This is a genomic window from Treponema rectale, assembly GCF_014202035.1.
In the GTDB taxonomy this organism is placed as follows: Bacteria; Spirochaetota; Spirochaetia; order Treponematales; family Treponemataceae; genus Treponema_D; species Treponema_D rectale.
Map to the genome: position 1 here is coordinate 505609 of NZ_JACHFR010000001.1, position 22798 is coordinate 528406.

Genomic DNA, 22798 nt, shown 5'->3' on the forward strand with positions numbered 1-22798 from the left:
ACTGATGATGATAACATTGCCGGATGAAAATTAAAAGTAGTGATGTGTAAAAGGGGTATTTTTAAATAAAAAAAATCAGCACCACTAAAACATCCGGAGTTACATCTTTTAAGCCCTGAGGCACGTAAAACCGAATAAATATTTTAGTCTGCTGATTATTTTGTGAAGTGTTCCCGGATCTTAATCCTTAAAATGAAGAACACTCTCTTATTACATGTGTAACAGACTTACTGTTACTCAGTAATTGCACCTACAGGACAAACTGAAGCGCATGAACCGCAGGAAACACATTTTTCTGCATCGATGGTTCTTTTATCTCCAGCTTCGCTGATTGCTTCTGAAGGGCATTCGCTTTCGCATGCACCACAGTTAATACATTCACTTCCAATTTTGTAAGCCATAATCTAACCTCGCTTATAAAGTATAATGAAAATTTATCATATAATCTGTCGAATTACAATTATTATTTCGTTATATGATAAAGAATTAGCTTATGCTAATATTAGTTAGTCATAACTATTGCCCTGCTGTCAGTCCTGTATTTCGAGAAGTACGGGGCAGTGGTCGCTTCCGGTAACTTCCTTCAATATGGTGCTGCTTTTAACTTTAGGTACAAATGAATTATTTACACAGTGATAGTCAAGTCTCCATCCGATGTCTTTTTCCCTGGCATGAAAACGGTAACTCCACCATGTGTAATGCTTCGGTTCCTTGCAGAAGATTCTGAAAGTGTCCGTAAAACCGTTTTGTGTAAAGAAATCCATCCATGCACGTTCTTCCGGAAGGTATCCTGCGTTGCCTTCATTCGCTTTCGGATTTGCAATGTCGTCCGGAGTATGGGCAATGTTATAGTCTCCGCAAAGTACGATATTATAGCCTTCCTTTACAAGTGCAGTACATTTTTTATATACCGCGTCACAGAAGGCAAGTTTGTAGTCCAGTCTGAGTCCGGGACCCTGACTGTTTGGAAAGTATGCGCTGATTATTACGAGTTTTCCGAAAAAAGCTATCGTAGTGCGTCCTTCGTCATCAAACTCCGGTATGCCCAGAGTTTCTACTTTATCGGGAGCTTTACGGGAATATATGGCCGTTCCTGAATAACCGGCTTTTTTTGCTGATGAAAAGTATGATTTATAGCTTATTCCCGTGTTCCGGGAAGAAAGGGCAGAGGCAAAAAGCGGGGTGTCTTCATCCGTATCTTCAAGGCTGTTGCTTGCACCCGGGTTAAGCAGGTCCGGGCCCAGCTGAGACGGGGTTGCCTTTGTTTCCTGTATGCAGACTACATCGGCACCACTTTTGAGAAGCCAGTCTGTAAATCCTTTTTTTTCTACGGCTCTTATTCCGTTAACGTTCCAGGATATAATCTTCATTTTCTTACTCCGAAGTGTTTATTGCGCTGTTTATAAAATCGCTGTCGCTGGTATTTTCATTGAACCAGAGCATCTGATTGTTTTCAAGTTTATATTTGATGAGCCCCCTGTCATGCAGGCATGAAAGATAGGACTGTATTGTAGTTCCAATAAGAAGGTACTGGATGAGCTGAGGTTTCATTCCTGCAAAGTCAAGAATTTTTTTCAGAAGCTGTTCATGAGTCATCGGGGTGTTTTTCAGAAGTTTTAGAATTTTCAGTTCTGCCTCAAGGGTCACGATTATGTTGAGCTCTGCAGCGGCATGGACAGTTTCTCTTGTGTATATTCCCCCGTGAGCTGCCACATAGAAATCACAGTCCGTATATTCTATTTTCTGAACTGATTTTCTGAATGCGTCTGCATCATATATGAATGGAAGCCAGGCTTTCTTCAGCATGTCTTTTCCAAAAAAGCCGTCTCCAAGATAGTAAACTTTCTTTTCTCCGTCATCGGCTATTATGCCGTAATGTCCAAAAAAATGGCCTTCAAGGGGAACGAAAGTAAAAGTAACTTCTTCACAGGTTATGGATGTTTCTTTCAGAAATTTATCTGCTTTACAGGGCTCGCTTTTAACCCTGCCATGTTCCTGGATTTCGAGGAGAGGTTTACCCCCTGAATATAAGTATCCCACAAGTTCCGGAAGTCTCAGTATGCAGTCTGCTTCCCTGGAACACCATACCTGGGCACCTGTAAGGCGGACGATTGCTGCGTTTCCGCCTGAATGGTCATTATGGGAATGGGTGTTTATTACTGCAGCAATTTTTTTGCCCGGAAAGAGTTCCGTTACCGCAGATACAATGTCTTCTCCGTCTTGTGGAGTAACGCCTGAATCAATTATATATACGGATGTTGATGTGCAGACAACGCCTGTTGCATTGGGTGTGTTAAAGTATCCGCAGCAGGCAGAAAGCTTTACGTAGTTTGAAGCCGTTACTGACATTTTAAACCTCCATAAAAAAGGGCTGCCCGTAAAAATCTGTGGACAGCCCGTAGTTTTTCATTATCTGCGCAAAATCATTTCAGGCATAAGTCTGAATGTCTTTAATCTTAGAATTTTGCAGCAGCGATTGCCTTTACGGTGTAGTCGTAATGGTGATCGTTGATTGTAAAGGTCTTCTCATCTCCTGCCTTGAGGTTGAGGAGAGAATCTCCCAACGGTGAAAGGTAAGAAATGATTCCTTCCTCAGAGTTTGATTCCCAAGGACCGAGAATTGTAAGAACTTCTTCTTTTCCTTCGATGTTGTTGAAAAGTGTAACTGTTGTACCGAATGATACGAAAGAAGTTGTAACTGTTGTCGGATCAAATACTGTTGCACGGGCAAGTTCTTCCTTGAGTTTGGCAAGCTTGCTGTTCATGCGGCTCTGAGCTTCTCTTGCGGAAATGTATTCAGCATTTTCCTTAAGGTCGCCTTTTTCTTTTGCATCACCGACTTCTTTTGCAATTTTCGGAAGCTGAACTTTTTCAATGTCTTCTGCAAGTGCGCGTTTGATTTCAAGCATTTTTGCAGTAACAAGAGTTCCTTTAGGTGCTTCCTGTTTTGTTTCAGTTTCCTGGAATTTAAAGTCAGGATAAGCTGCAAGAATTCCGTTGCGGAGCTGAGACTTGAATGTTGAATCAAGGTCGCGTACGTCATTGATCATTGTATACATTCTTGTAATGGTGTCACGGTCTTTAGAAAGCATGAACTCAAGCATTCTGTTTTCTACATCTCCGTTAACTTTATCTGCAAAGAGGAGTGTAGTTGCATTCTTGATAGTTTTCTTGTTGTCTACAGTGTTTACGTGATTGTTGATTTCGCGGTAACACAGAGAAATGATGTTTACCATTGTTACAAGCTGTTTTTCTTCGCTTACTGCAGCTTCCTTAAACCATTCCGTATCACGGCACTGGTCGTAAAGGTAGATTGCTGCGTCACGATAATTGCGGTATTCATTGAAGCAGTTCTGAACCATGTGAATGACTCTGTCTTTCTTTCCGGCGTTAATCATTTCATCAAGGAGACTCTTCTTAAGTACTACAGGGAAAAGGTGTGTATACTGTTTGTCCCAGTCTTCAAGCTGACGTACGTTGCTGAGGAACTGCTGCCTGAGGTTTGTATTTTTTGAATCCTTAAGTTTAGCATACATACCGCGGCGGCTGGAAATTTCTGAGTAAAGGTCGGCGAATGAGAATTTAATTGGAGATTCGATTGCCGGAACTTTCTTAGTGATATCCTGAATTATGAGGAATGAAGCAGTAACCTGTTCCGTGATATTTGAGAAGGCCTTTACATAGCCTGCAAAGTAGCTGAACATGTCGGCAAACTGTTCTTCCGTAGGATCAAAGTCATCAAGGTTGATGTAACGGGTGATGATGTCTACTTTTGCAAAGAAATTCTTTTCTGCCTTGAATTCATTTGCAAGACGTTCTGCCTTGCTGATTTCGTGGTCACGTACTGTATAGAAGTTGATGTCATTAGGATTTACGTCAAATACCGGATTTGATTCGAGAATCTTAACTGCCTTTGTGTGCCAGCTGGTCCATTCACCCTGAGTAAGGATTGAAGGTACGAGTTCAGCCTTAATCCTTTTATCGTCACAGTTATTGTTGAAACTGCGGATAATAGTCTTGAGGGTTCCTTCAATGTCATTTTTAACGAGTTTTACGAGTTCTTCCTTCTTTTTAGTAGCTTTAAGAACCCAGATGTGACCGCGGTCAAGAGGCTGAAGTGCTTTTACTGCCATTTCAAGATTCATCTGGCGTACTCCGGTTTTCTTTCCGAAGTTAATTGTAAGCATGTCGCCTTCAACCTTCATGATTTTTCCAACACCCCAGGTTCTGTGGAAGATGAAATTCTTTGCATCAAAAGCAATGTGCTTCTCAAAGTCATTGATTGCTTCGAAAACGTCGCGGTATGCCTGATTGAGGTTTGAAAGACGAATGTAGTCTTCAAGATGAGTATGATCGGCATATTTTGCACTGTAGCATTCCGTAATTTCCTTTCTTGCCCATGTGTCCTTTGGATCATGCTCAAGAATGATTTTAAGAATGGAGATGGCTGTATCCCACTTAGCAATATCCTTGTAGTACTGGTAAACTTCCTGCATGAGGGATGCTGCTTTGTATCCGTTGATGCTCTTTGTAACCTTGCGTTCTACACGGAGGAAGAAGTCAAGGTCTTCAGGAATGAGTTTTACGAGTTTTGACCATACTTCTTTTACTGCATTTGAATTTTTAGCAGTAACATAGCGGAGAAGGGCTTTTTTATAATAGCTTATGGCTGTTTCTTTGTTTTCCTGAGATTCATATCTTTCTGCAAGAATCTTTGCAATGTCAGCTTCTTCAAAATCTGCCTTAACTATTCTTTCGTAAAGTTCCCATACTTTGTCGTTGTTGGAATTCTTATAGAATTCGGCAAGCTTTCTGAGTGCAAACTTATTCTGGGAGTCTTCTTCGAGAATTGAATCACAAAGGTATTCAACAAGAGAATCCTTCAGGTTTTTTTCGAAAATTTCAATAAGAGTAACAAGTGAACTTGTATCTACGTCTCCGGAGCGTAATGCAATCATGCCTGAAAGGTAGAGTGCAACGATGCTGTCCTTTGAATGTGCGAGCTGTTCGTCACAGATTTCCTTTATCTGCTTCTCACAGTTTTCGGCCCTGGCTTTTTCAAGTGTTTCTGCCAGTTCCATAAGATTGTTTTTTGTAAAATCGTTGATGCCCGCTCTCGTCCATGATTCCTTTTTAAGCATTTCACGAACGGAATTTTCAAGTTCTTCAGCCATGTTTTTACTCCTGTTTATATGGTTGTGTTTTATATTGACTCTTACTCGTTTATATAAATCTTCCAGATGTTTCTGTCATGATCCCTTATTTTGAGCAGAACTTCATTTATGTTTGCCATGCTGTCCTTTGAAAGGGCATAGTGGTCAATCAGCCAGAAATAAAGGTTGATCAGCCTTGGCGTAATTACAGCACTGTTGCATGAAGGGTCTTTGAGCTCGTTTTCCCGTGAATATATTTCCTGCTTGAGACGAAGAACCTCAAGAAATTTCAGTTCACGTTTTTTGTTGAAAACCCCCAGAAGGACTCCGTATACAGGAATCCATTCATGAAGTGCATCTCCCTCATAACCTTTAGCCCTTACTTCATTTATAAGAAGGTTTATAAGCGGGGAATCAAGAAAATCAAAGTCTATCTTTCTGGCATTCATGAAGAATGCTTCCCTGAAAAGAAGCTTTGCATATTTTGTTTCTCCGCAAAGGGCAAAACAGTCTGCTTTTTCTGCTACGGCCGCTGCATTGTTCGGCAGTAACTGTACAGACTGAGTAAGACAGTCCAGTGCGTTTTCATAGGAACCAAGCTTCTTGTAGCACAGACCTCTTTTTCTGTTTATTTCTGCACTCAGGCTTTCATCTCCTGCAGTCCGGTCCAGTGCTTTTGTATAACATTCAAGAGCCAGTGAAAAAACTCCTTTTTTAAGGGAGTAAACTGTTTTTCCTAAGAATTCTGATTCCTTGAGAACCTTTTCAGGCTGTACGACCGACATGAAGTCTTTCCAATGATTCACCAGGTATTCTCCCTGGTCGAAACTGTCCAGTTTTGGAAGCTTTTCAAGGGTTTTCTGCCAGAAAGCGCAGTACTGTATGGAATAAACTATGTCTTTGTTGTCAAGATCCGAGGTGAGTGTGTCGTTTAACACGGCTCCTGCCTGATCCAGACAGCATATTTCCATAAGTTTGTATGCCTGTTCAAAGGCAGACTGCGACTGTATTCCCATGAAGAATATTATACTGAATAGAATTATTTAGTCAATGTAGGGTTTTTGATTTTTGGGGAATAGTTTATAATGGTTTTAAATATATTTGTCAACATTGTTTCTATGTAAAAAAACAAAAAATATGAAGCTTTTTGAGATTGTTTTCAGATTGCAGAAGATGCGGAAGGCTGTCTTTAATATTCTCTTCATTATATTGTAAAAATACGGCTCTTACGTTATCATATTTTTATTATGGATAATAAGATTGTTTTATCTCCGTCTCTTTTATCTGCAGATTTTTCAGATCTTGGCGGGGCATTGAAGGAAATAGAAAAAACAGACGGTTCCTGGGTTCATATTGATGTTATGGACGGACATTTTGTACCTCAGGTAACTTATGGTCAGCCGGTAATAAAGTCCATCAGAAAATGTTCCGCTCTGCCTTTTGACGTGCACCTGATGATAGAAAAACCGGAAATGTCAATTCCTTCATATATTGAAAGCGGGGCTGATTATATAACTTTTCATGCAGAGGCAACGGCACATGCTGATCTGTGCATTCAGATGATTCATAATGCCGGAAAAAAGGCGGGAGTAGCCCTTTGTCCTTCTACACCGGTTTCTGTTCTGGAAGAACTTCTGCCGTATATTGATCTTGTTCTGGTTATGACGGTTAATCCGGGGTGGGGCGGTCAGAAACTCATTCCGTATACAGTTGAAAAAGTCAGAAAACTTGCCGATATAAGAAGAAGGGAAGGCTTGGGCTTTCTCATTTCAGTAGATGGCGGCGTTAATTCAAAGACACTTCCGCTGGTACTGGAGGCCGGAACTGATGTTGTTGTTTCCGGATCATCTTTCTTTACAGGGGAACTTAAGTGGAATTAATAAAAAAAACATTCCGTTTTATAATTGTACCGGTACTCATCTTTACTTGTACTGCAGCGGCTTTTTCCCAGGAACTTGATGCCCGTGGCCGTTCGTATGTTCAGGGGCTGGAATCCTACAGAAACGGGGACTGGACGGGAGCAAGCCTTTTTTTGAGGCAGGCTGTGGCTTCTCCTGTTTATTCAACGGCAGACAGCTGGTACATACTCATTCTGAGTGAGATGTACGCAGAAAACTATACCGGCGTCGTAAATGATGCGGATTACTTTCTTTCGACTTTTGAAGATTCAGGACTTGGTCCTTATGTTTCATATCAGAAAGGCCGTGCCCTTCATTATCTTGGACAGAATGATGATGCCGTGATTGTTCTCAGTGATTACTGTCATCAGAATCCCGGAGATGCAATGTATCCGTCGGCTCTGTTCTGGCTTGGTGAGTGTTTTTATGATGATTATAATTTTGAGACGGCCAGGGCTCTGTATGAAAAGGTTGTGGCTGATTTTCCTGAAAATGAAAAGTCTCCTGACGCTCAGTTCAAGCTTGATCTTATAGCCCAGAGGGAACGGGAGCAGAAGCTTCTTTACCTTCTTAAAATGACGGGAGAGGAATATCTGAGTTCCCGTGAGGAATATGAGAAACAGCTTCGGGAGTATCAGACGGAAGATCTTGTTTCCCTTAGAAGGCAGTTGAATGCTGCAAACCAGCGTATTAAGGAACTGGAGGCCGGTGCTGCAAAAGTTCAGGTTCCTTCTGCTTCAAACGGTGTTTCTGATGAAGAAATGGCAGCACTGAAGGCAAAAGCCCGTCAGATTCAGGCTCTTCTTGATGAAAAGAACGGCGGCATGTGATTGGAGGCTTTATGAAAAAAACAGTAAAGATACTTTGTGCCGTTTTAGCGGCTGTATTGTGTTCACAGATATTTCTTTCCTGCTCAAGTTCCGGTCTTACGCCGGAGGAAAAAAGGCTTAAGAAACTTCAGGCAAAGCAGCGGAAGGATGCCTATACAGGCTGGATTTATGTTCCTGAGAGAAAGTTTTCAATTACTAAGGATGACATAAAAATTGATATGAACGGAAGTACGGGAACATTCGGTCTTTATGCAATTCCTGAACAGGGAAGTCCCGTACCGCTCCTTTCAAATTATGATTCATTTACCTCAACGTTCGTAAGCGTAAAAATCGGTCGCAAGGAATACCGCCTTAACAGGGAAAACGGTGTAAAAAGTGAAGCCCGCCGTACACCTTACGGGGCCCAGATGTGCTATACGATAGAAAAACAGGCTCAGGTTGTTGTGGATTTTAGTTTCCTGCCGTCCATTGCAACTTCATCCAGGGTAGACATGCTTCGCGTAACGATTTATACGATTAACCTTGGAAGAAGTACTCAGTCTTTTACCGTAAAGAGTGTCTTTGATACTGTTCTTGGAGAAAATACTGTTTCTCATTTTTCTACGGCTGCAAAGTCAAAAATTAATTCTGAAGTTCAGTATCTTTCCATGTCAAATGATTTATGGGTACGTTCATCGAATGAAAGTACTTCAGTTCAGTTCCTTCTTGATGGAAAAGGCATAACTTCACCGTCTCACGTAACGCTGGCCAATAAAGATTCACTCTCAACTACAAACTGGATTCCTCAGACTACAGAAGCAAAGAGTTTTAATTCTGTAATTTCATACAATAATTCTGCTGTTGGCATTAACTGGAAAACGGCTTATCTTGATCCGCTTAAAACCAGTGTAATTACATTCTATATGTCTGTGGGAATCAGCGGAAATGAACCGGCGGGAAAAGATTTCCTTAAGGCTCTGGAAGAAGGTCGTACCGCCCTTGCCGCATCTCTTCCGGATTTTGCACCTTATACGAATGTAGCTCCAAGTCCGTCTGAAATTTCTGAGGATGAACTGAAGACTCCTTATTATGAGAATATGCCTGTAATTCCGGGGCAGCAGGATACTGTTGCGGATCCGGAAACTTCTGCATCCGGTGAAAGTGATTCTCCTGAGGATTCTGCAGGACTTTCTCCGGAACCTTCGTCAGATTCTTCTAAGGAAAATGAAGTAACTGTGCCGGAAAAAGTTGTAGTTACAAAGATGCAGCTTAATCCTGAATATATACAGCAGCTTCTTGACCATATTGCAGAACTGGAAGCTGATGATCCTGGCATAAATAAGGCGGAAATAGATGCTTTGAATGCAGAACTTGACGGAATCCTCCTTATGCTTAAGTCAATGGAATAAGTTGAGGTTACATGGCCCGGTCTGCAGTTGAAAGAGCTCGTGCTCTCCTGAAACGAAGAAAGTTTTCTCTTGCCATAACTCTTCTGGAATCTTATGAAGAGTATTACAGGGATGATTTTGAATTTAATCTTGTCATGGGACATGCTTTTTTATATTCAGGGGATTTTGGATCTGCTTCTTCTTTTTATAAACGGGCAAGAAATATTCGTATCAATGACTCAGAATTAATTCTCGGACAGGCTGCGATTTTTTTACAGCGGGGGGATACTCAGAAAGCCATAGAATATTATCTTGATGTTCTTGATATAGATCCTGAGAATGCAGTAGCAAAAGCTGCCCTTGATTTTATAAGGGACTACGGGGAATATCCTGTTATTGTCAGATGGTATGAAACCGGAAAACTTCAGCGGTTTTTTCCACCTCTTGGACTTAATCCGCTTATTATAATTAAGTCCTGTGCGGCAGGAATTCTTGCAGGAATTGTTCTGGGGGCAGTTATATATGGGTTTGCTTCCGTTAAGCCTGCACGGGATTATATAAAGGGTCCCCGTATGAATTTAAGTTCTCTCGGACTGGAATTAAGCAGTGATGAAAGAGAATCTGCCCTTGCTCAGGATCTGTCGGGAACGGTGGTACATTTTATGCTCAGCAGGCAGGAGGCAAACAGAGCCTATGATGATGCCGTCATGTATTTTCAGGATGGCAGGGACAATGCCTGCCGGGTGGAAATAAACCGTCTGCTTCAGTCTAATGTTTCTGCGGAGTTTAAAGGCAAGGTCAATGTTCTGGAGTCGCTTTTGTTTCCTGAACCGCCGACTTTTGATAATCTTCTTGATAATGTTTCTTATGATACGATTGTTTCTTCAAAAGTTCCTGAGCTTTATGAAGGTTGTTACGTTGCATGGAGCGGCAGAATTTCAAGGGCTGAACTGCACGATAACGGAGACTGGTCCTGCACTCTTCTTGTAGGATATGAAAATCTTGAGAATTTTGACGGATATGTTCAGGTTAATTTTTCAAAAGGGCTTAATCCTGTTCCGGACGGAAAGAAAGCCGTTCGTTTTTTGGGAAGGGTAAAGTTTGATGACGGAAAATTAAAACTTGACGGTATATCTGTTTATCAGCCGTTAAAAGACGGTGTTCTTAAAAATTAATTTTTTTATTATTATTTTTGATAATTTGTGTAGATTTTAAAAATTTGATGAAAATATATATACGTAATGAATAATCGGGAGGTCATTATGGCTAAAGCGGCAGAAGAAAAAATGCCAGTAGAAATGTCTGAGAAGTTAAAGGCTCTTGAAGCTGCACGACTTCAGATAGAAAAGCAGTTCGGTACGGGCTCACTCATGAAGCTTGGAACAAAAACAGATGCAACTGCAATTGACGTTATTCCTTCGGGATCGATTCTTCTTGATGAAGCTCTGGGAATCGGAGGATATCCGAGGGGAAGAATTATAGAAATGTATGGTCCTGAAAGTTCAGGAAAGACGACTCTTGCCCTTCATGCTGTGGCAGAAGCACAGAAACTTGGCGGTATTGCGGCATTTATTGATGCGGAACATGCTCTTGATCCTGTTTATGCAAAGAACCTTGGTGTTAATATTGATGAACTTTATGTATCCCAGCCGGATACGGGAGAACAGGCTCTTGAGATTTGTGAGCAGCTGGTACGTTCCGGTGCTGTTGACATTATCGTAATAGACTCTGTTGCTGCCCTTACTCCGCAGAAAGAAATCGAAGGAGAAATGGGTGATTCTGTAATGGGTGTACAGGCTCGTCTTATGAGTCAGGCTTTAAGAAAGCTTACTGCTATCGTCGGAAAGAGCAAGTGTCTTGTAGTTTTCATCAATCAGATCCGTATGAAAATCGGCGTTATGTTCGGAAATCCGGAAACGACAACCGGTGGAAACGCACTTAAATTCTATTCATCAATCCGCCTTGAAATCCGCAGAATAGAATCAATTGACGGAAAGGGAGATGAAGATGCAATCGGAAACAGAGTACGCGTAAAGATTGTAAAGAATAAAGTTGCTCCGCCATTCAGAAAGGTTGAACTTGACATCTATTTCGGAAAGGGAGTTTCTGCTGCCGCTTCGATTCTGGATTCTGCCGTTAAGCATGGTCTTATTGACAAGCGCGGCGCATGGTATACCCGCGGTGACGAAAAGGTAGGTCAGGGTAAGGAAAATGCCGTAAATTATATAGAAAATAATCCTGAATACCGCATTCAGCTTGAGCATACTCTTCGTGAAAAAATCTTCCCGGGACAGGTTCTCCGTACGAAAGAGGGAGAAGTTGTAACTGAGGAACAGATAAAGGCTTACGAAAAAGAAATGCGTGCAAAGGGAGTTGGAGTTCCTGCCCAGACGGATGAGGCGGAACCTGCTTCTGAACCTGCTCCGGTAAAGGAAACTAAAACTGCTTCCAGGGCAGCAGGGCTTGCAAAGGCTGCCGCAGAAAAACCGTCAGTAGAGGATTTGTTCTGATTATGACTTGTACAGTGCTTGGTCTTGGCTCAAATAAAGGTTTTCAAAATCTTGCTCCCGGAAAAGTTCTGGATGAAGCCTGCAGGGCACTGTCGTCTGTTCTTAAAAATGCTGTATTTTCTTCAGTCTATGTAACAAAACCTATGTATTATGAAGATCAGGATTACTTTCATAACATGGTGTGTGCAGGCTGGTATGAGGGTACGGCATTTGAACTTCTGGATGAAATACATAGAATTGAGGCTTCTTTCGGGCGTGACCGTTCGAAAGAAATTCGTTACGGATGCAGATCTCTGGATATAGACATTGAACTTTTCGGAAAAGAAAAAATTTCTGAAGAAAATCTTGTCGTTCCCCATGAAAAATTTCTTGAAAGAAGTTTTGTTTTGACACCCTTTCATGAAGTTTTAAAAAAATATGCCGATATTGAATTTGAGGGTTGTCTTTTAAAAGACAGTCTTCCATTTTCAAAAGAATATATAAAAACACAGCTTGATTTGTTGAAGACTCAGGAAGTTGTACTGGAGCGGTCTTAAAACAGAATCAGCAGGGAGCATTTTTATGGAACAGACTCAGGTTTTAGAAACATCAGTAACGGACGATGTTCAGTCAAGACGTCAGAAATTCAGTGCAGGTATTTTTGAAGGGCCTCTTGATCTGCTTCTGAGCCTTATACGTGAAAATAAAATAAATATTTATGACATTCCTATTGCAGAAATTACAGATCAGTTTCTTGATTATCTTGACTATGCAGTGGAACTTGATCTTCAGGATTTGAGTGATTTTTATGCAATGGCATCCAAACTTGTTCATATAAAAAGCCTTATGCTTCTTCCTGTTGAAGTAAAATATGAAGAAGGCGAAAGCATGGAAGATCCTCGTGATGAACTTGTAGCCCAGCTTATTGAGTATCAGAAATTCAAGAAGCTTTCGGTTCTTATGGAAGAGCAGGAGGAACAGAGCGAGTGGAGCTTTGAGCGTAAGAAGATTGAAAGACTTCTTCCTTTTGATGATGAGGATTCAATGTGGGAAAAGGTTGATTCCTGGGCTCTTCTTCAGGATATGCAGAAGATTTTTAAGAATCTTACGAATGTTTCTCAGGACGACAGGATAATCAATATGAATGAGAGCATTACACCGAATGAAAAAATTGCGCTTATGAATGAACTTCTGGAGCGTAACGGTGAATGCATGTTTACTGACCTTATTACCCGCCGGGGTAACGAACTTGACGTTGTATGTGCATTTATGGCAATCTTAGAGGCCGTTAAACTCAAACTGGCAGATATATTTCAGAACAGAATGTTTGGAGACATAAAGATATGCAGGAAGAAGCAGGCAGCGTAAGCGAAGTTACCGAATCAGAAAATCTGGAAAAAAATAAAGAAAGTGCTGCTGAAAATACTGCAGTGGAAGAAAAATCTGAAAAACAGGTTTCTGAAAACGAGACGGAACAGGAAACTGCTGATGATGATTCCTATGAAGAAGAATCTGAAACGGAACTTTTAAGGGAAGAACAGACGGAACTTGATATCCGGCGCGAAAACATGACGCTGGATGGAGAAACGGCATTGCTTGAAACAGTACTTTTTCTTGAAAGTGAACCGCAGAATGTTGACAGTCTGTCCAGAATTACAAAATTATCACCTGATGTAATAAAAGAATGTCTTGAAAATCTTAAGGCAAAATATTCAGCCCCTGATTCGGGAATTGAACTGTCTCAGATAATCGGAGGCTGGATTCTTACGCCAAAAAAAGAGTGCTTTGATTTCGTAAAAGAGCGTTACGGCAAGAAAAATGACGGTAAGCTTAGTAAGGCTGCCGTTGAGACTCTTTCGATTATTGCATACAGTCAGCCTATTACCCGTGCAGAGATAGAAAGTATCCGCCATGTAAGCGTTGATAACATGATGAGGATTCTTCTTGAGCGTAATTTTATAAAGGAAGTCGGAAAAAAAGATATTCCTGGTAAACCTACTCTGTACGGAACTACTAAAGAATTCCTTGAATTTTTCCATTTGCAGAGTATTAGTGAATTACCGCAGCTTGATGAAAAAGAAAACGAGAGGTTTATTGAACTTGCAAGATAGTATTATGCGTTTACAGCAGTATATGGCCCGCTGTGGTGTGGCAAGCCGTCGCGCCAGTGAGGCAATTATTCTTGAGGGAAGGGTACAGGTAAATTCACAGGTCGTAACGGAACTGGGAACAAAAGTTGCTCCCGGTGATGTCGTTCTTGTTGACGGAAAGGAAATACATCTGGAAGAAACTAAGCGCTACGTGCTGCTGAATAAACCTCAGGGGTATGTATGTTCCCTGGCAGATGAAAAGGACCGGCCTGTAGCCGCAGATCTTCTGAAGGAAACTTATTCTGAGCGCCTTTATAATGTAGGCCGTCTTGATATGTTTTCCAGCGGACTTATTATTTTTACGAATGACGGGGATTTTGCTGCAAGGCTTTCCCATCCGTCTGCTGAACTTGAAAAGGAATATATAGTTGATACGAGTACGAGTCTTCCCCGCGGACTGGCAGAAGATTTTATGAAGGGAATCCGTATAGATAATGTTTTTTACCGCTGCAAGCAGGCTGTTGAACTTAACAGTCACCGCATGAGGATTGTTCTTGTAGAGGGAAAAAACCGTGAAATCCGAAGGGTTTTTGAAGACCGCCAGGTTGGAATAAGAAGCCTTATGAGAATCCGCATTGGAAGCGTAGGGGTTGGAGAACTTCAGTTCGGACAGTTCAGGGAACTTACGGCTCAGGAAGTAAAGACCCTTTTAAGCCTCTGCCATAATGAAGGAAAAAAGTTTAAGTCGGCTAGTTTTCAGGAATATTGATTATTCCTGATTCATATAGGAGATAAAATGGTAATCGCCATCGACGGACCGGCAGGAACCGGTAAAAGTACAGTTGCCCACAGGGTAGCTGAGGATTTAGGAATTGTTTATCTGAACAGTGGAAGTTTTTATCGTGCCCTTACGCTCGCACTTCTTGATGCAGGGGTAAATATTGATGATTCTGAAGCTGTAGTTGCTTTTGCTAAAAAACAGAAGCTTGATTATGTGAATGCCCGCCTTATTCTTAACGGAAAGGATGTGGACGACCTTCTTCATCAGGATAAGGTTGATGCAAATGTTTCAAAAGTTTCTGCTGTTGTAGAACTCCGTCACATGGTGAATGAACGCATGAGGCAGATTGTAAAGTCCCTCAGCATTATCTGTGAAGGCCGTGACATGACTACGGTGGTTTTTCCTGATGCGGAATATAAGTTTTATCTTGATGCCAGCATTGATGTTCAGGCACAGCGCCGCTTTGATCAGGGAGTAAGCAGTCTTACACTTGAAGAAATAAAAAATGCAATCATCGAACGGGACAAAATGGACAGAAATAAGGCAGAAGGTTCTCTTAAACAGGCACCTGATGCGGTCTATGTTGATACATCTAACTTGACCATTGATGAGGTTTGTGCAATAATCGAAAACAAAATAAAACATAAAGGGTTTGCTATGGAACAGAAGGAAGTGGTACAGAATGTTGGAAATGGTTCCGACGACATTCACACACAATTGGAAGCATCTATCAACAAGATGGAACCTGTTGAAAATGGATCAAATGTTCAGGGTACTGTAGTTCAGGTTACTGATGACCTCGTATTCGTGGACGTAAACTGCAAGTCAGAAGGAAAGATTCCTGTATCTGAATTTGCCGGAGAATTACCGTCAGTTGGCGATGTAATTACTGTTTATCTTGTGAATCAGTTTGGAAAGTATGGTCCAGAAGTTTCAAAGATCAAGGCTGACGAAAGAAGGCTTTGGGATGAATTTAAGGTTGCATTTGAAAAGAAAGAACCTGTAGACGGAACTATTTCTTCCGTTACTAAGGGTGGATATATGGTTAATCTTGGAGGTGGAATCAGTGCATTCCTTCCAATTAGCCAGGCAGACAGCCAGAAAGTAGAAAAAGAAGAAAAACTTGTAGGTCTTAAAGGTAAGTTCTATGTTGAACGCCTTTATTCAAACGGCAAGCGCAATGTTGTTGTTAATCGCCGCAAGTATCTTGAAGAACAGATGAACGTTAACCGTGAAAAGTTCTTTAACGAAGTAAAAATCGGTGATACTGTAAAAGGTGTCGTAAAATCGTTCACAAGCTTCGGTGCTTTCATTGATCTTGGTGGTTTTGACGGTCTTCTCCACATTAATGATATGTCTTGGGGTCATGTTACCCGTCCTAAGGATTTTGTAAAGAAAGGTCAGGAAATTGAACTTAAGGTTATTCGTCTTGATCAGGAAGGAAAGAGAATTAATCTTTCTCTCAAGCATTTCACTGAAGATCCTTGGATGCACTTCGAGGAAAAGTATCATGTTAATGATATCGTAAAGGGAAAAGTAACAAAGCTTACTGATTTCGGTGCATTCATTGAACTTGAAGAAGGAATTGAAGGTCTTGCACATATCTCTGAATTCAGCTGGACTAAGAAAATTAATAAGCCTTCTGACATGGTAAAAGAAGGGGACGAAGTTGAATGCATGGTATTGGGTTATGATATCCAGGCCGGCCGTGTTTCAATTGGTCTTAAGCAGGTTACTGCAAATCCTTGGGATACAATTTCAGAAAAGTATCCTGTTGGAACAAAAGTAAACGGTAAAGTTGTTAAGATTACAAACAGCGGTGCATTCGTTCAGCTTGAAGAGGGAATTGATGCCTTCCTTGCCGGTGAAGATCTTTCATGGACAAAGAAAGTTAAGCATCCTGGCAGTGAAATCAAAGTTGACCAGCAGCTGGATGTTGTTGTAATTGAATGTGATCCTGAAAATCACAGAATCCGTGTTGGTGTAAAACAGCTTACTGACAATCCTTGGATTGCTTTTGCAGAAGAAAATAAAGTTGGAAGTACACTTGAAGGTGAAGTAACTTCTATTACTGAATTTGGTATTTTCGTAAAAGCTCCTTGTGGAATTGAAGGTCTTGTAAATAAAGTAAACCTTTGTGAAGATCGTGAAACTCCATACGAAGAAGCTGTTAAAAAGTATAACGTTGGCGACAAGGTAAATGTTTACGTTGTTTCTGTTGATGTTGAACGCGAGAAGGTAGGCTTCTCTGTAAGAGAATATAAGAAGGCTCAGGCTCGTGCTGAAATTTCTCAGTACATGTCATCAAACAATGATGATGATGGAGCTTATACTATCGGTGACAGTTTGAAAGATCAGTCAGAAGATAAATAAGAGCCTTAAGTGTATCGTAGATGAGTGATTTAGAAGTAAATTTTATTGACAGATTAAAGACACTCATTTACGCAAATACCAGAATATCAGCTTCATATGAAAGTCCGAGGAAACTCCTTAGCGTAATCCTTGAGTCTGTAAAGACCGTGCTTTCGTGTGAAGCTGCTTCTGTTTTAACCGTAAACCAGGAAGATGGAAGTCTTACTTTTGATGATGTTCTTGGTCCTAAAGGTGCAGAAGTAAAAAAAATTCATGTCGAAAAAGAAAGCATTGCCGGCTGGGTTGCAGAACATATGGAACCTCAGATTGTAAACAGTGCTATCGATGATGAACGTTTTAATCCTTACGTTCAGAATTCCACAAATTACATAACTAGAAATATGATGGCTTATCCTGTCGTTGTAAACGGACGGAGTGTTGCCGTCATAGAGGTTCTAAATAAATCAGATAACCAGGATTTTACACAGGAAGATCTGGATGTTCTTGAGCTTATAGGAATGCAGGCTTCTGTTGCATATAGAAATCTTTCTGACTATCGTGGAAAGATGGATCAGATTGATCAGATGCAGCATTCATTTAAGAATGGTACGGAGTATCATTCTTTTGTTGCCAAAAGTCCTGCCGTTCTTGACATACTTAAGGTTCTTGATTCTGTTGCAAAAATGAATTCTTCCGTTCTTATTGTTGGTGAAAGTGGAGTTGGAAAGGAACTTTTTGCAGAGCAGGTTCACCTTCGCAGTGACCGTAAGGATATGCCTTTTGTTCGTGTAAACTGTGGAGCTCTTTCTCCGACACTTCTGGAGAGTGAACTCTTTGGTCATGTAAAAGGTGCTTTTACGGATGCCGTAAGCAATCATATGGGACGTTTTGAAGCTGCAGACGGTGGAACTATATTTCTTGATGAAATTGGTGAACTTCCCCTGGATCTTCAGGTAAAGCTTCTTCGCGTACTTCAGGAGAGAAAGTTTGAGCGGGTAGGTTCCAGTGAGACAATCAGCGTCAATGTAAGGGTTATTGCTGCAACAAACCGTAATCTTGAAGAAATGGTGGAAAACGGTTCATTTAGAAGTGATTTGTATTTCCGTCTGAATGTAGTTCCTATTAACGTTCCTCCGCTGCGTGACAGAAAAGAGGATTTAGAGGTTTTAAGCCAGCACTTTCTTGAAAAATTCAGGATGGAAGCCGGAAAGGATTTTAAGGGCTTTTCAGAAGCAGCTATGGAGGCTATAAATTCATATTACTGGCCGGGTAATATCCGCGAACTGGAAAATGCTGTAGAAAGGGCCTGCATTTTAGGAACGCCTCCGTATATTGAACCTTCTGACCTTCATCTTCCAACAGGTCTGGACAGGCATGAGACTCAGGAAAGTTCATGTGGAACTTCAGTTCTTTTTGATTCCGGACTTGAATTAAAAGATGCCGTAAATGAATTTAAGAAAGAATATATAACCAAAGTTTTAATAAAATCCAACTGGAATCAGACGGAAGCAGCCAGAAGGCTTGGAATTCAGAGAACATATGTTTCCCGTCTTCTGAATGAGCTTGATATAAAGCGTGTCTGAACGGTGCCATAAGTTTAGGTTTTGACAAATATCTATATTTGATATATAGTACGTTTCTAAATATATATTGGAGAAAAAAATGTCTGAAACAGTTCTTACTCTTAAGAAGTCAAACAAAGAAAATACAGGGGATTCTGCTCAGAAGGTAGAGTCATTCATTTCAAAATACCGCAAGATTATACTTGTTTCCTTTGCGGCTGTAGTTGTTGCTGCCGTAGCTGTATGTACAGTTGTTCTGTTAAGGAATAAGGAAAAGAATGATGCCCTTGCAGCAATTTATTCTGTAGAAACATCTTATATCGAGGATGTTGCTGCTGTTGAATCAAAATATACAGTTAAGGAAGAAGCTTCAGAGGATGAAGGAGAACCGGCTGTAAAAGAACTTACAGAAGAAGAGAAAGCTGCAAAAAGTGATGAACTTGCTGCTGCCGCTGCAAAAGCTATCGAGGCACTTGGTTCATATGTATCTGAATCTGGTGTAGTAGGCGTACGCGCAAATCTTCTTGCTGCAGAAATTCATTATGCTGCTAAGGATTATCTTAGTGCTCAGGACTGTTATCTTGCTGCTGCAGAAAAAGACGTTAAGGCATATACATATCCTGCCTGCTATTCAAATGCCGGATCCTGCGCCCTTGAACTTGGAAAATATGCAGATGCTGCTTCTTATTTTGAAAAAGCTTCATCTGTGAAGGGATATATTCTTGCATCTCATGATATGTTCCGCTTTGCAATGGCTAAGGAACTTTCAGAAGATTATTCAGGTGCAGTGAAAGTTTATCAGGAAGTTGTTGATAAGTATGATGATGAATGGGCAAATCTTGCACAGTCAAGCATTATCAGGCTTTCTGTAAACGGAAAGAATTAAGTTAAATACAATATTTATATTTTAAGATAGCTCCATGAAAAGAAGTGTAGGCGTTTATTTAATCAGAGTTTTGCTTGTACTTTTTGGAATGGGGCTCTTTTTTTTCTCTTCCTGTGGTCTTGAAACTTATTATTATCTTGATCCGCCGAATGTAGAGCATGAGCCTATTTACTCATCTTCAGATCCGCTGCAGTTTTATTTTTCTTTCAGAACTAAGGAAGATGGTGACAATAATACGGATCAGGGAACCTTTAAGTTTTTAGGAACTTATATTTATTACAAGATTTATAATAGTTATACGGAAATGAAAACCCGGGAAGATGCTGTATCTACCCTTAACAGCAGTACTAATTATACAGCAGCAGCGGATAAGATTATTTCTTCCTACGAGTATCAGGTTTTAGGCTTCAGTGCCGTAAGTTATGATCCTGATCCTACCATTGAAAGTTCCGGTTCAAGCCGTTATGTATACATCCGTCTTAATGATTATGGTGATGAAGAAGCTTATAAAGCCTCAATATGTGTCGGCAGCGAGCTCCTTTCTTCATATGACAGCAATTATGCCGTCAAGCTTGCAGATGGAACTGTTGTTGTTCCGAAGCGTAAAGATGGTGCAAATGTAAAGCACGGGTTTAATTTTAATTCTGCGGATTCCTCTTCTGATGAAAATCCTGTTCCTGTGTCAGGTGATCCTGATGTTTATTTAAATACATCTGCTTCAAGTGAGGGAACCTGGTATGTTGATATGTACGCCATTTCTGTAGGTCAGGATGAATCTCTCAGTAAGTCTTACAGTCAGGTTGCTTTTTTAGGTTCTGTTGCCATATATGAAAGTGATTATGAAGACTAACTCTGGTAAATTTTTTCAGACACCTATTGAAACAAAAATTACTTTGTAGTAATATCTTTGCCATGGCACTTTAGCTCAGCTGGATTAGAGCATCTGCCTTCTAAGCAGAGGGTCGCCTGTTCGAGCCAGGCAAGTGTCATTGATCTAAGTCTTTATTATGTAAAGATTTAGATCTTTTTTTTTGTTCTTTGTAAAAACATGCTGCAAATATGTAACGGCAGTGTTATTCGTATTGTATTGAGTAATGTTTTTTTTATGTTTATAATGCATTTCCTGTGGTGTAAAATCAGCCTTTAAGTATTCGGAGAATTATATGAACGATGTAACTCGTGTTTTTTTAAATCCAAAAGAGGATCTGGAAATTTCTCAGGGGTTTCCCTGGGTATATGATAATGAAATAAATTCTGTAAAATTTTATGATAAGAATTCGAAATCAGTAAAAACATCTTCCCTGAAGGATTGTTTGGTAAAGGACGGAGATGTAGTGGAAGTTTATGCTGCTGCCGGAGGGTTTCTTGGTACCGGTGTGATCAACCGTACATCAAAGATAACTGTAAGGATGATAGGCAGTGAACACGCCGACAGAATTTTAGAAAATCCGGCTGCCTACTGGAAAAATGTCGTTTTGAATGCCCTTAATATTCGCCGCGTTAATTTTTCTGAAACTGACAGCTATCGCCTCATTTTTGGAGAAGCTGATTTTATTCCGGGATTTATAGTTGAAAGGTTTTATTCTGATGGAAAGGTTTATCTTGTAGTTCAGTTCCTTGCCCTTGCCTGTGAAGTCTTTAGAAAAGAACTGCTTGATGCCCTGGAAGAGACTGTAAAGCCCTATGCGGTTTATGAGCGCAGTGATGCCTCAATCAGGGAAAAAGAAGGCCTTGAAGAGCGTGCCGGATGGATTGGCAGGACCGGAAGTGAAGTAATAAAAATCGAGGAAAATGGAATTTTTCTTGAAGTTGATATTGCCAGAGGCCAGAAGACCGGGTATTTTCTTGATCAGAAATTCAATAGAAGAGAAGCTGCCCGTTACTGTAAAGGAAAAAAGGTTCTGGATACTTTTACCCATACAGGAGCTTTCGGATTAAATGCATATAAAGCCGGAGCAAGGGAAGTAATCAGCGTTGATATTTCTCAGGAAGCTGTTGATATGGTTAATCGAAATATAACCATTAACGGCGCTCAGGAAAAGATGAAAGCAGTTTGTGCTGATGTATTTGATCTGTTGAAAAAATATGAAGCAGATGGAGAAAAATTCGATGTAATAATTCTTGATCCTCCTGCATTTACAAAAAGTGCAAAACTCATTCAGAAAGCATATGGCGGCTATAAAGAAATAAATCTTCGTGCCATGAGGCTTTTAAATGAAGGTGGAATCCTTATTACCTGTTCATGTTCTCATTATTTTGATGAGAATAATTTTTATTCAATGGTCATGCATGCAGCAAAGGACAGTCATAAGAAGGTTCAGATTCTGCAGAAACGGGGAGCAGCTCCTGATCATCCTGTTCTTTCCGGTTATCCAAAAAGTGAATATTTAAAATGTGCAATATGCAGAGTCCTGTAAATTGTGTTGTCCTTTTAGGACCGACTGCCGTAGGAAAAACTTCTCTTGCTGTTTCTTTAGCAGATTATTTTGACTGGGATATTATATCTGCTGACTGCCGGCAGGTTTATAAAGGACTGGATCTTGGAAGCGGAAAAGACCTTGATGAATATGTTGTTGAGAAAAAGAATCCTGACGGAAGTATAACAAAAAAAAGTATTCAGTATCACCTGATAGACGTAACTACTTTGGATACTGAGTATAATGTGTTTAATTTTCAGAGTGATTTTTATGAGCTTTTCAGAGACATTAATTCCAAAAATAAAATTGCTTTTGTTTGTGGCGGAACAGGAATGTATGTTGATTCCATAATACGGGGATATGATTTTGTACCTGTAGAGGAAAATAAAGAGCTTCGAAAGGAACTTTCTGAAAAGTCTCTGGAAGAACTTGATTCTATTTTGCTTAAATTAAAACCAAACCTTCATAATAAAAGTGATCTTCTGATAAGGGAGAGGGTTGTAAGGGCCATAGAGATAGAAACCTTCATGAAAAGCCCTGAATGTGAAGAATTAAGAAAAAAACTTCCGAAGAGACCGGAGTTAAATGTGCTGGTAATCGGTACGACACTGGAACGTCCGGTTTTACGAAATAATATTCTTATCCGCTTAAATGAACGCATCCGTAACGGTATGATTGATGAAGTTAAAAGACTTCATGATGAAGGATACAGTTGGGAACGGCTGGATAAACTTGGGCTGGAATACCGTTATATAAGTGACTATCTTCAGAAAAAAATTCCTACAGAAGAACAGATGACATCTTCTCTGTATCATGCAATCTGCCAGTTTGCCAAAAGACAGGAAACATGGTTCCGTGGAATGGAAAAAAAAGGCGTTACTATACACTGGCTTCCTGAAGTTACTGATAAAGAAACTCGGTTCAGTAACGCACTGGAAATACTTAAAAACTCAGGGATTCAAAAATCCTAGTT

General features: G+C 40.4%; 20 protein-coding genes and 1 tRNA gene. 16 read left to right on the plus strand and 5 right to left on the minus strand.

Translation table 11 applies throughout. The features are described 5' to 3' along the window. Positions 1 to 233: 233 nt before the first annotated feature. The 5 genes from HNP77_RS02125 to HNP77_RS02145 all read right to left on the minus strand — a co-directional run bounded on the left by HNP77_RS02125 (position 234) and on the right by HNP77_RS02145 (position 6169). Complete coding sequence (locus HNP77_RS02125; RefSeq protein ID WP_184651511.1) at positions 234 to 401, minus strand: 4Fe-4S binding protein; 168 nt, start codon at positions 399 to 401, stop codon at positions 234 to 236. Between the two features lie 129 nt (positions 402 to 530). Next, positions 531 to 1370, minus strand: coding sequence for an exodeoxyribonuclease III (locus tag HNP77_RS02130; RefSeq protein WP_184651512.1), 840 nt, complete (start codon positions 1368 to 1370; stop codon positions 531 to 533). Positions 1371 to 1374: 4 nt separating this feature from the next. Continuing rightward, positions 1375 to 2349 (minus strand): MBL fold metallo-hydrolase, encoded by a 975-nt coding sequence (locus HNP77_RS02135; RefSeq protein WP_184651513.1) that lies wholly within the window; start codon positions 2347 to 2349, stop codon positions 1375 to 1377. A gap of 107 nt (positions 2350 to 2456) precedes the next feature. Beyond that, positions 2457 to 5174, minus strand: a complete 2718-nt coding sequence (gene greA / locus HNP77_RS02140; RefSeq protein ID WP_184651514.1) for a transcription elongation factor GreA — start codon at positions 5172 to 5174, stop codon at positions 2457 to 2459. A 41-nt stretch (positions 5175 to 5215) separates the two neighbouring features. Beyond that, entirely contained in the window at positions 5216 to 6169 is a 954-nt protein-coding gene (locus HNP77_RS02145; RefSeq protein WP_184651515.1) for a tetratricopeptide repeat protein, read from the minus strand. Between the two features lie 231 nt (positions 6170 to 6400). Here HNP77_RS02145 and rpe point away from each other — a divergent pair, with 231 nt between their 5' ends. From rpe to miaA, 16 genes are all read left to right on the plus strand, one after another. Then, positions 6401 to 7033 carry a ribulose-phosphate 3-epimerase gene (gene rpe, locus HNP77_RS02150; RefSeq protein ID WP_184651516.1) on the plus strand — a complete coding sequence of 211 codons (633 nt, stop codon included), beginning with the start codon at positions 6401 to 6403 and terminating at the stop codon, positions 7031 to 7033. Next, complete coding sequence (locus HNP77_RS02155) at positions 7024 to 7881, plus strand: tetratricopeptide repeat protein (protein ID WP_184651517.1); 858 nt, start codon at positions 7024 to 7026, stop codon at positions 7879 to 7881. The genes rpe and HNP77_RS02155 overlap by 10 nt, the downstream gene beginning before the upstream one ends. Positions 7882 to 7892: 11 nt before the next feature. Next, on the plus strand, positions 7893 to 9269 hold the full coding sequence (locus HNP77_RS02160; RefSeq protein WP_184651518.1) for a hypothetical protein: 1377 nt from the start codon (positions 7893 to 7895) through the stop codon (positions 9267 to 9269). 11 nt (positions 9270 to 9280) lie between these two features. Next, positions 9281 to 10423: a tetratricopeptide repeat protein gene (locus HNP77_RS02165; RefSeq protein WP_184651519.1), complete on the plus strand. Its 1143-nt coding sequence runs from the start codon at positions 9281 to 9283 to the stop codon at positions 10421 to 10423. An 87-nt stretch (positions 10424 to 10510) separates the two neighbouring features. Beyond that, complete coding sequence (gene recA, locus HNP77_RS02170) at positions 10511 to 11758, plus strand: recombinase RecA (RefSeq protein WP_184651520.1); 1248 nt, start codon at positions 10511 to 10513, stop codon at positions 11756 to 11758. A gap of 2 nt (positions 11759 to 11760) precedes the next feature. Beyond that, a complete protein-coding gene (folK, locus tag HNP77_RS02175; RefSeq protein WP_184651521.1) occupies positions 11761 to 12294 on the plus strand; it encodes a 2-amino-4-hydroxy-6-hydroxymethyldihydropteridine diphosphokinase in 534 nt (177 codons plus the stop codon). 25 nt (positions 12295 to 12319) lie between these two features. Then, positions 12320 to 13105, plus strand: a complete 786-nt coding sequence (locus HNP77_RS02180; protein ID WP_184651522.1) for a segregation and condensation protein A — start codon at positions 12320 to 12322, stop codon at positions 13103 to 13105. A 200-nt stretch (positions 13106 to 13305) separates the two neighbouring features. Beyond that, on the plus strand, positions 13306 to 13848 hold the full coding sequence (gene scpB / locus HNP77_RS02185; RefSeq protein WP_184651983.1) for an SMC-Scp complex subunit ScpB: 543 nt from the start codon (positions 13306 to 13308) through the stop codon (positions 13846 to 13848). A 4-nt stretch (positions 13849 to 13852) separates the two neighbouring features. After that, the gene (locus HNP77_RS02190) at positions 13853 to 14596 is read left to right on the plus strand and encodes a pseudouridine synthase (protein WP_425506729.1); all 744 of its coding nucleotides are present in this window, start codon (positions 13853 to 13855) and stop codon (positions 14594 to 14596) included. Positions 14597 to 14623: 27 nt separating this feature from the next. Further along, on the plus strand, positions 14624 to 16981 hold the full coding sequence (gene rpsA / locus HNP77_RS02195; protein ID WP_184651524.1) for a 30S ribosomal protein S1: 2358 nt from the start codon (positions 14624 to 14626) through the stop codon (positions 16979 to 16981). A gap of 20 nt (positions 16982 to 17001) precedes the next feature. Beyond that, entirely contained in the window at positions 17002 to 18543 is a 1542-nt protein-coding gene (locus HNP77_RS02200; protein WP_184651525.1) for a sigma-54-dependent Fis family transcriptional regulator, read from the plus strand. Between the two features lie 79 nt (positions 18544 to 18622). After that, on the plus strand, positions 18623 to 19408 hold the full coding sequence (locus HNP77_RS02205) for a tetratricopeptide repeat protein (protein WP_184651526.1): 786 nt from the start codon (positions 18623 to 18625) through the stop codon (positions 19406 to 19408). A gap of 34 nt (positions 19409 to 19442) precedes the next feature. Then, positions 19443 to 20258, plus strand: coding sequence for a hypothetical protein (locus HNP77_RS02210; protein ID WP_184651527.1), 816 nt, complete (start codon positions 19443 to 19445; stop codon positions 20256 to 20258). A 64-nt stretch (positions 20259 to 20322) separates the two neighbouring features. Then, positions 20323 to 20397: transfer RNA gene (locus HNP77_RS02215), tRNA-Arg, on the plus strand. 174 nt (positions 20398 to 20571) lie between these two features. Continuing rightward, positions 20572 to 21825 (plus strand): class I SAM-dependent rRNA methyltransferase, encoded by a 1254-nt coding sequence (locus HNP77_RS02220; protein ID WP_184651528.1) that lies wholly within the window; start codon positions 20572 to 20574, stop codon positions 21823 to 21825. Next, positions 21810 to 22796, plus strand: a complete 987-nt coding sequence (gene miaA, locus HNP77_RS02225) for a tRNA (adenosine(37)-N6)-dimethylallyltransferase MiaA (protein WP_246428837.1) — start codon at positions 21810 to 21812, stop codon at positions 22794 to 22796. Before HNP77_RS02220 ends, miaA begins: the two co-directional genes overlap by 16 nt. Positions 22797 to 22798: the final 2 nt, after the last annotated feature.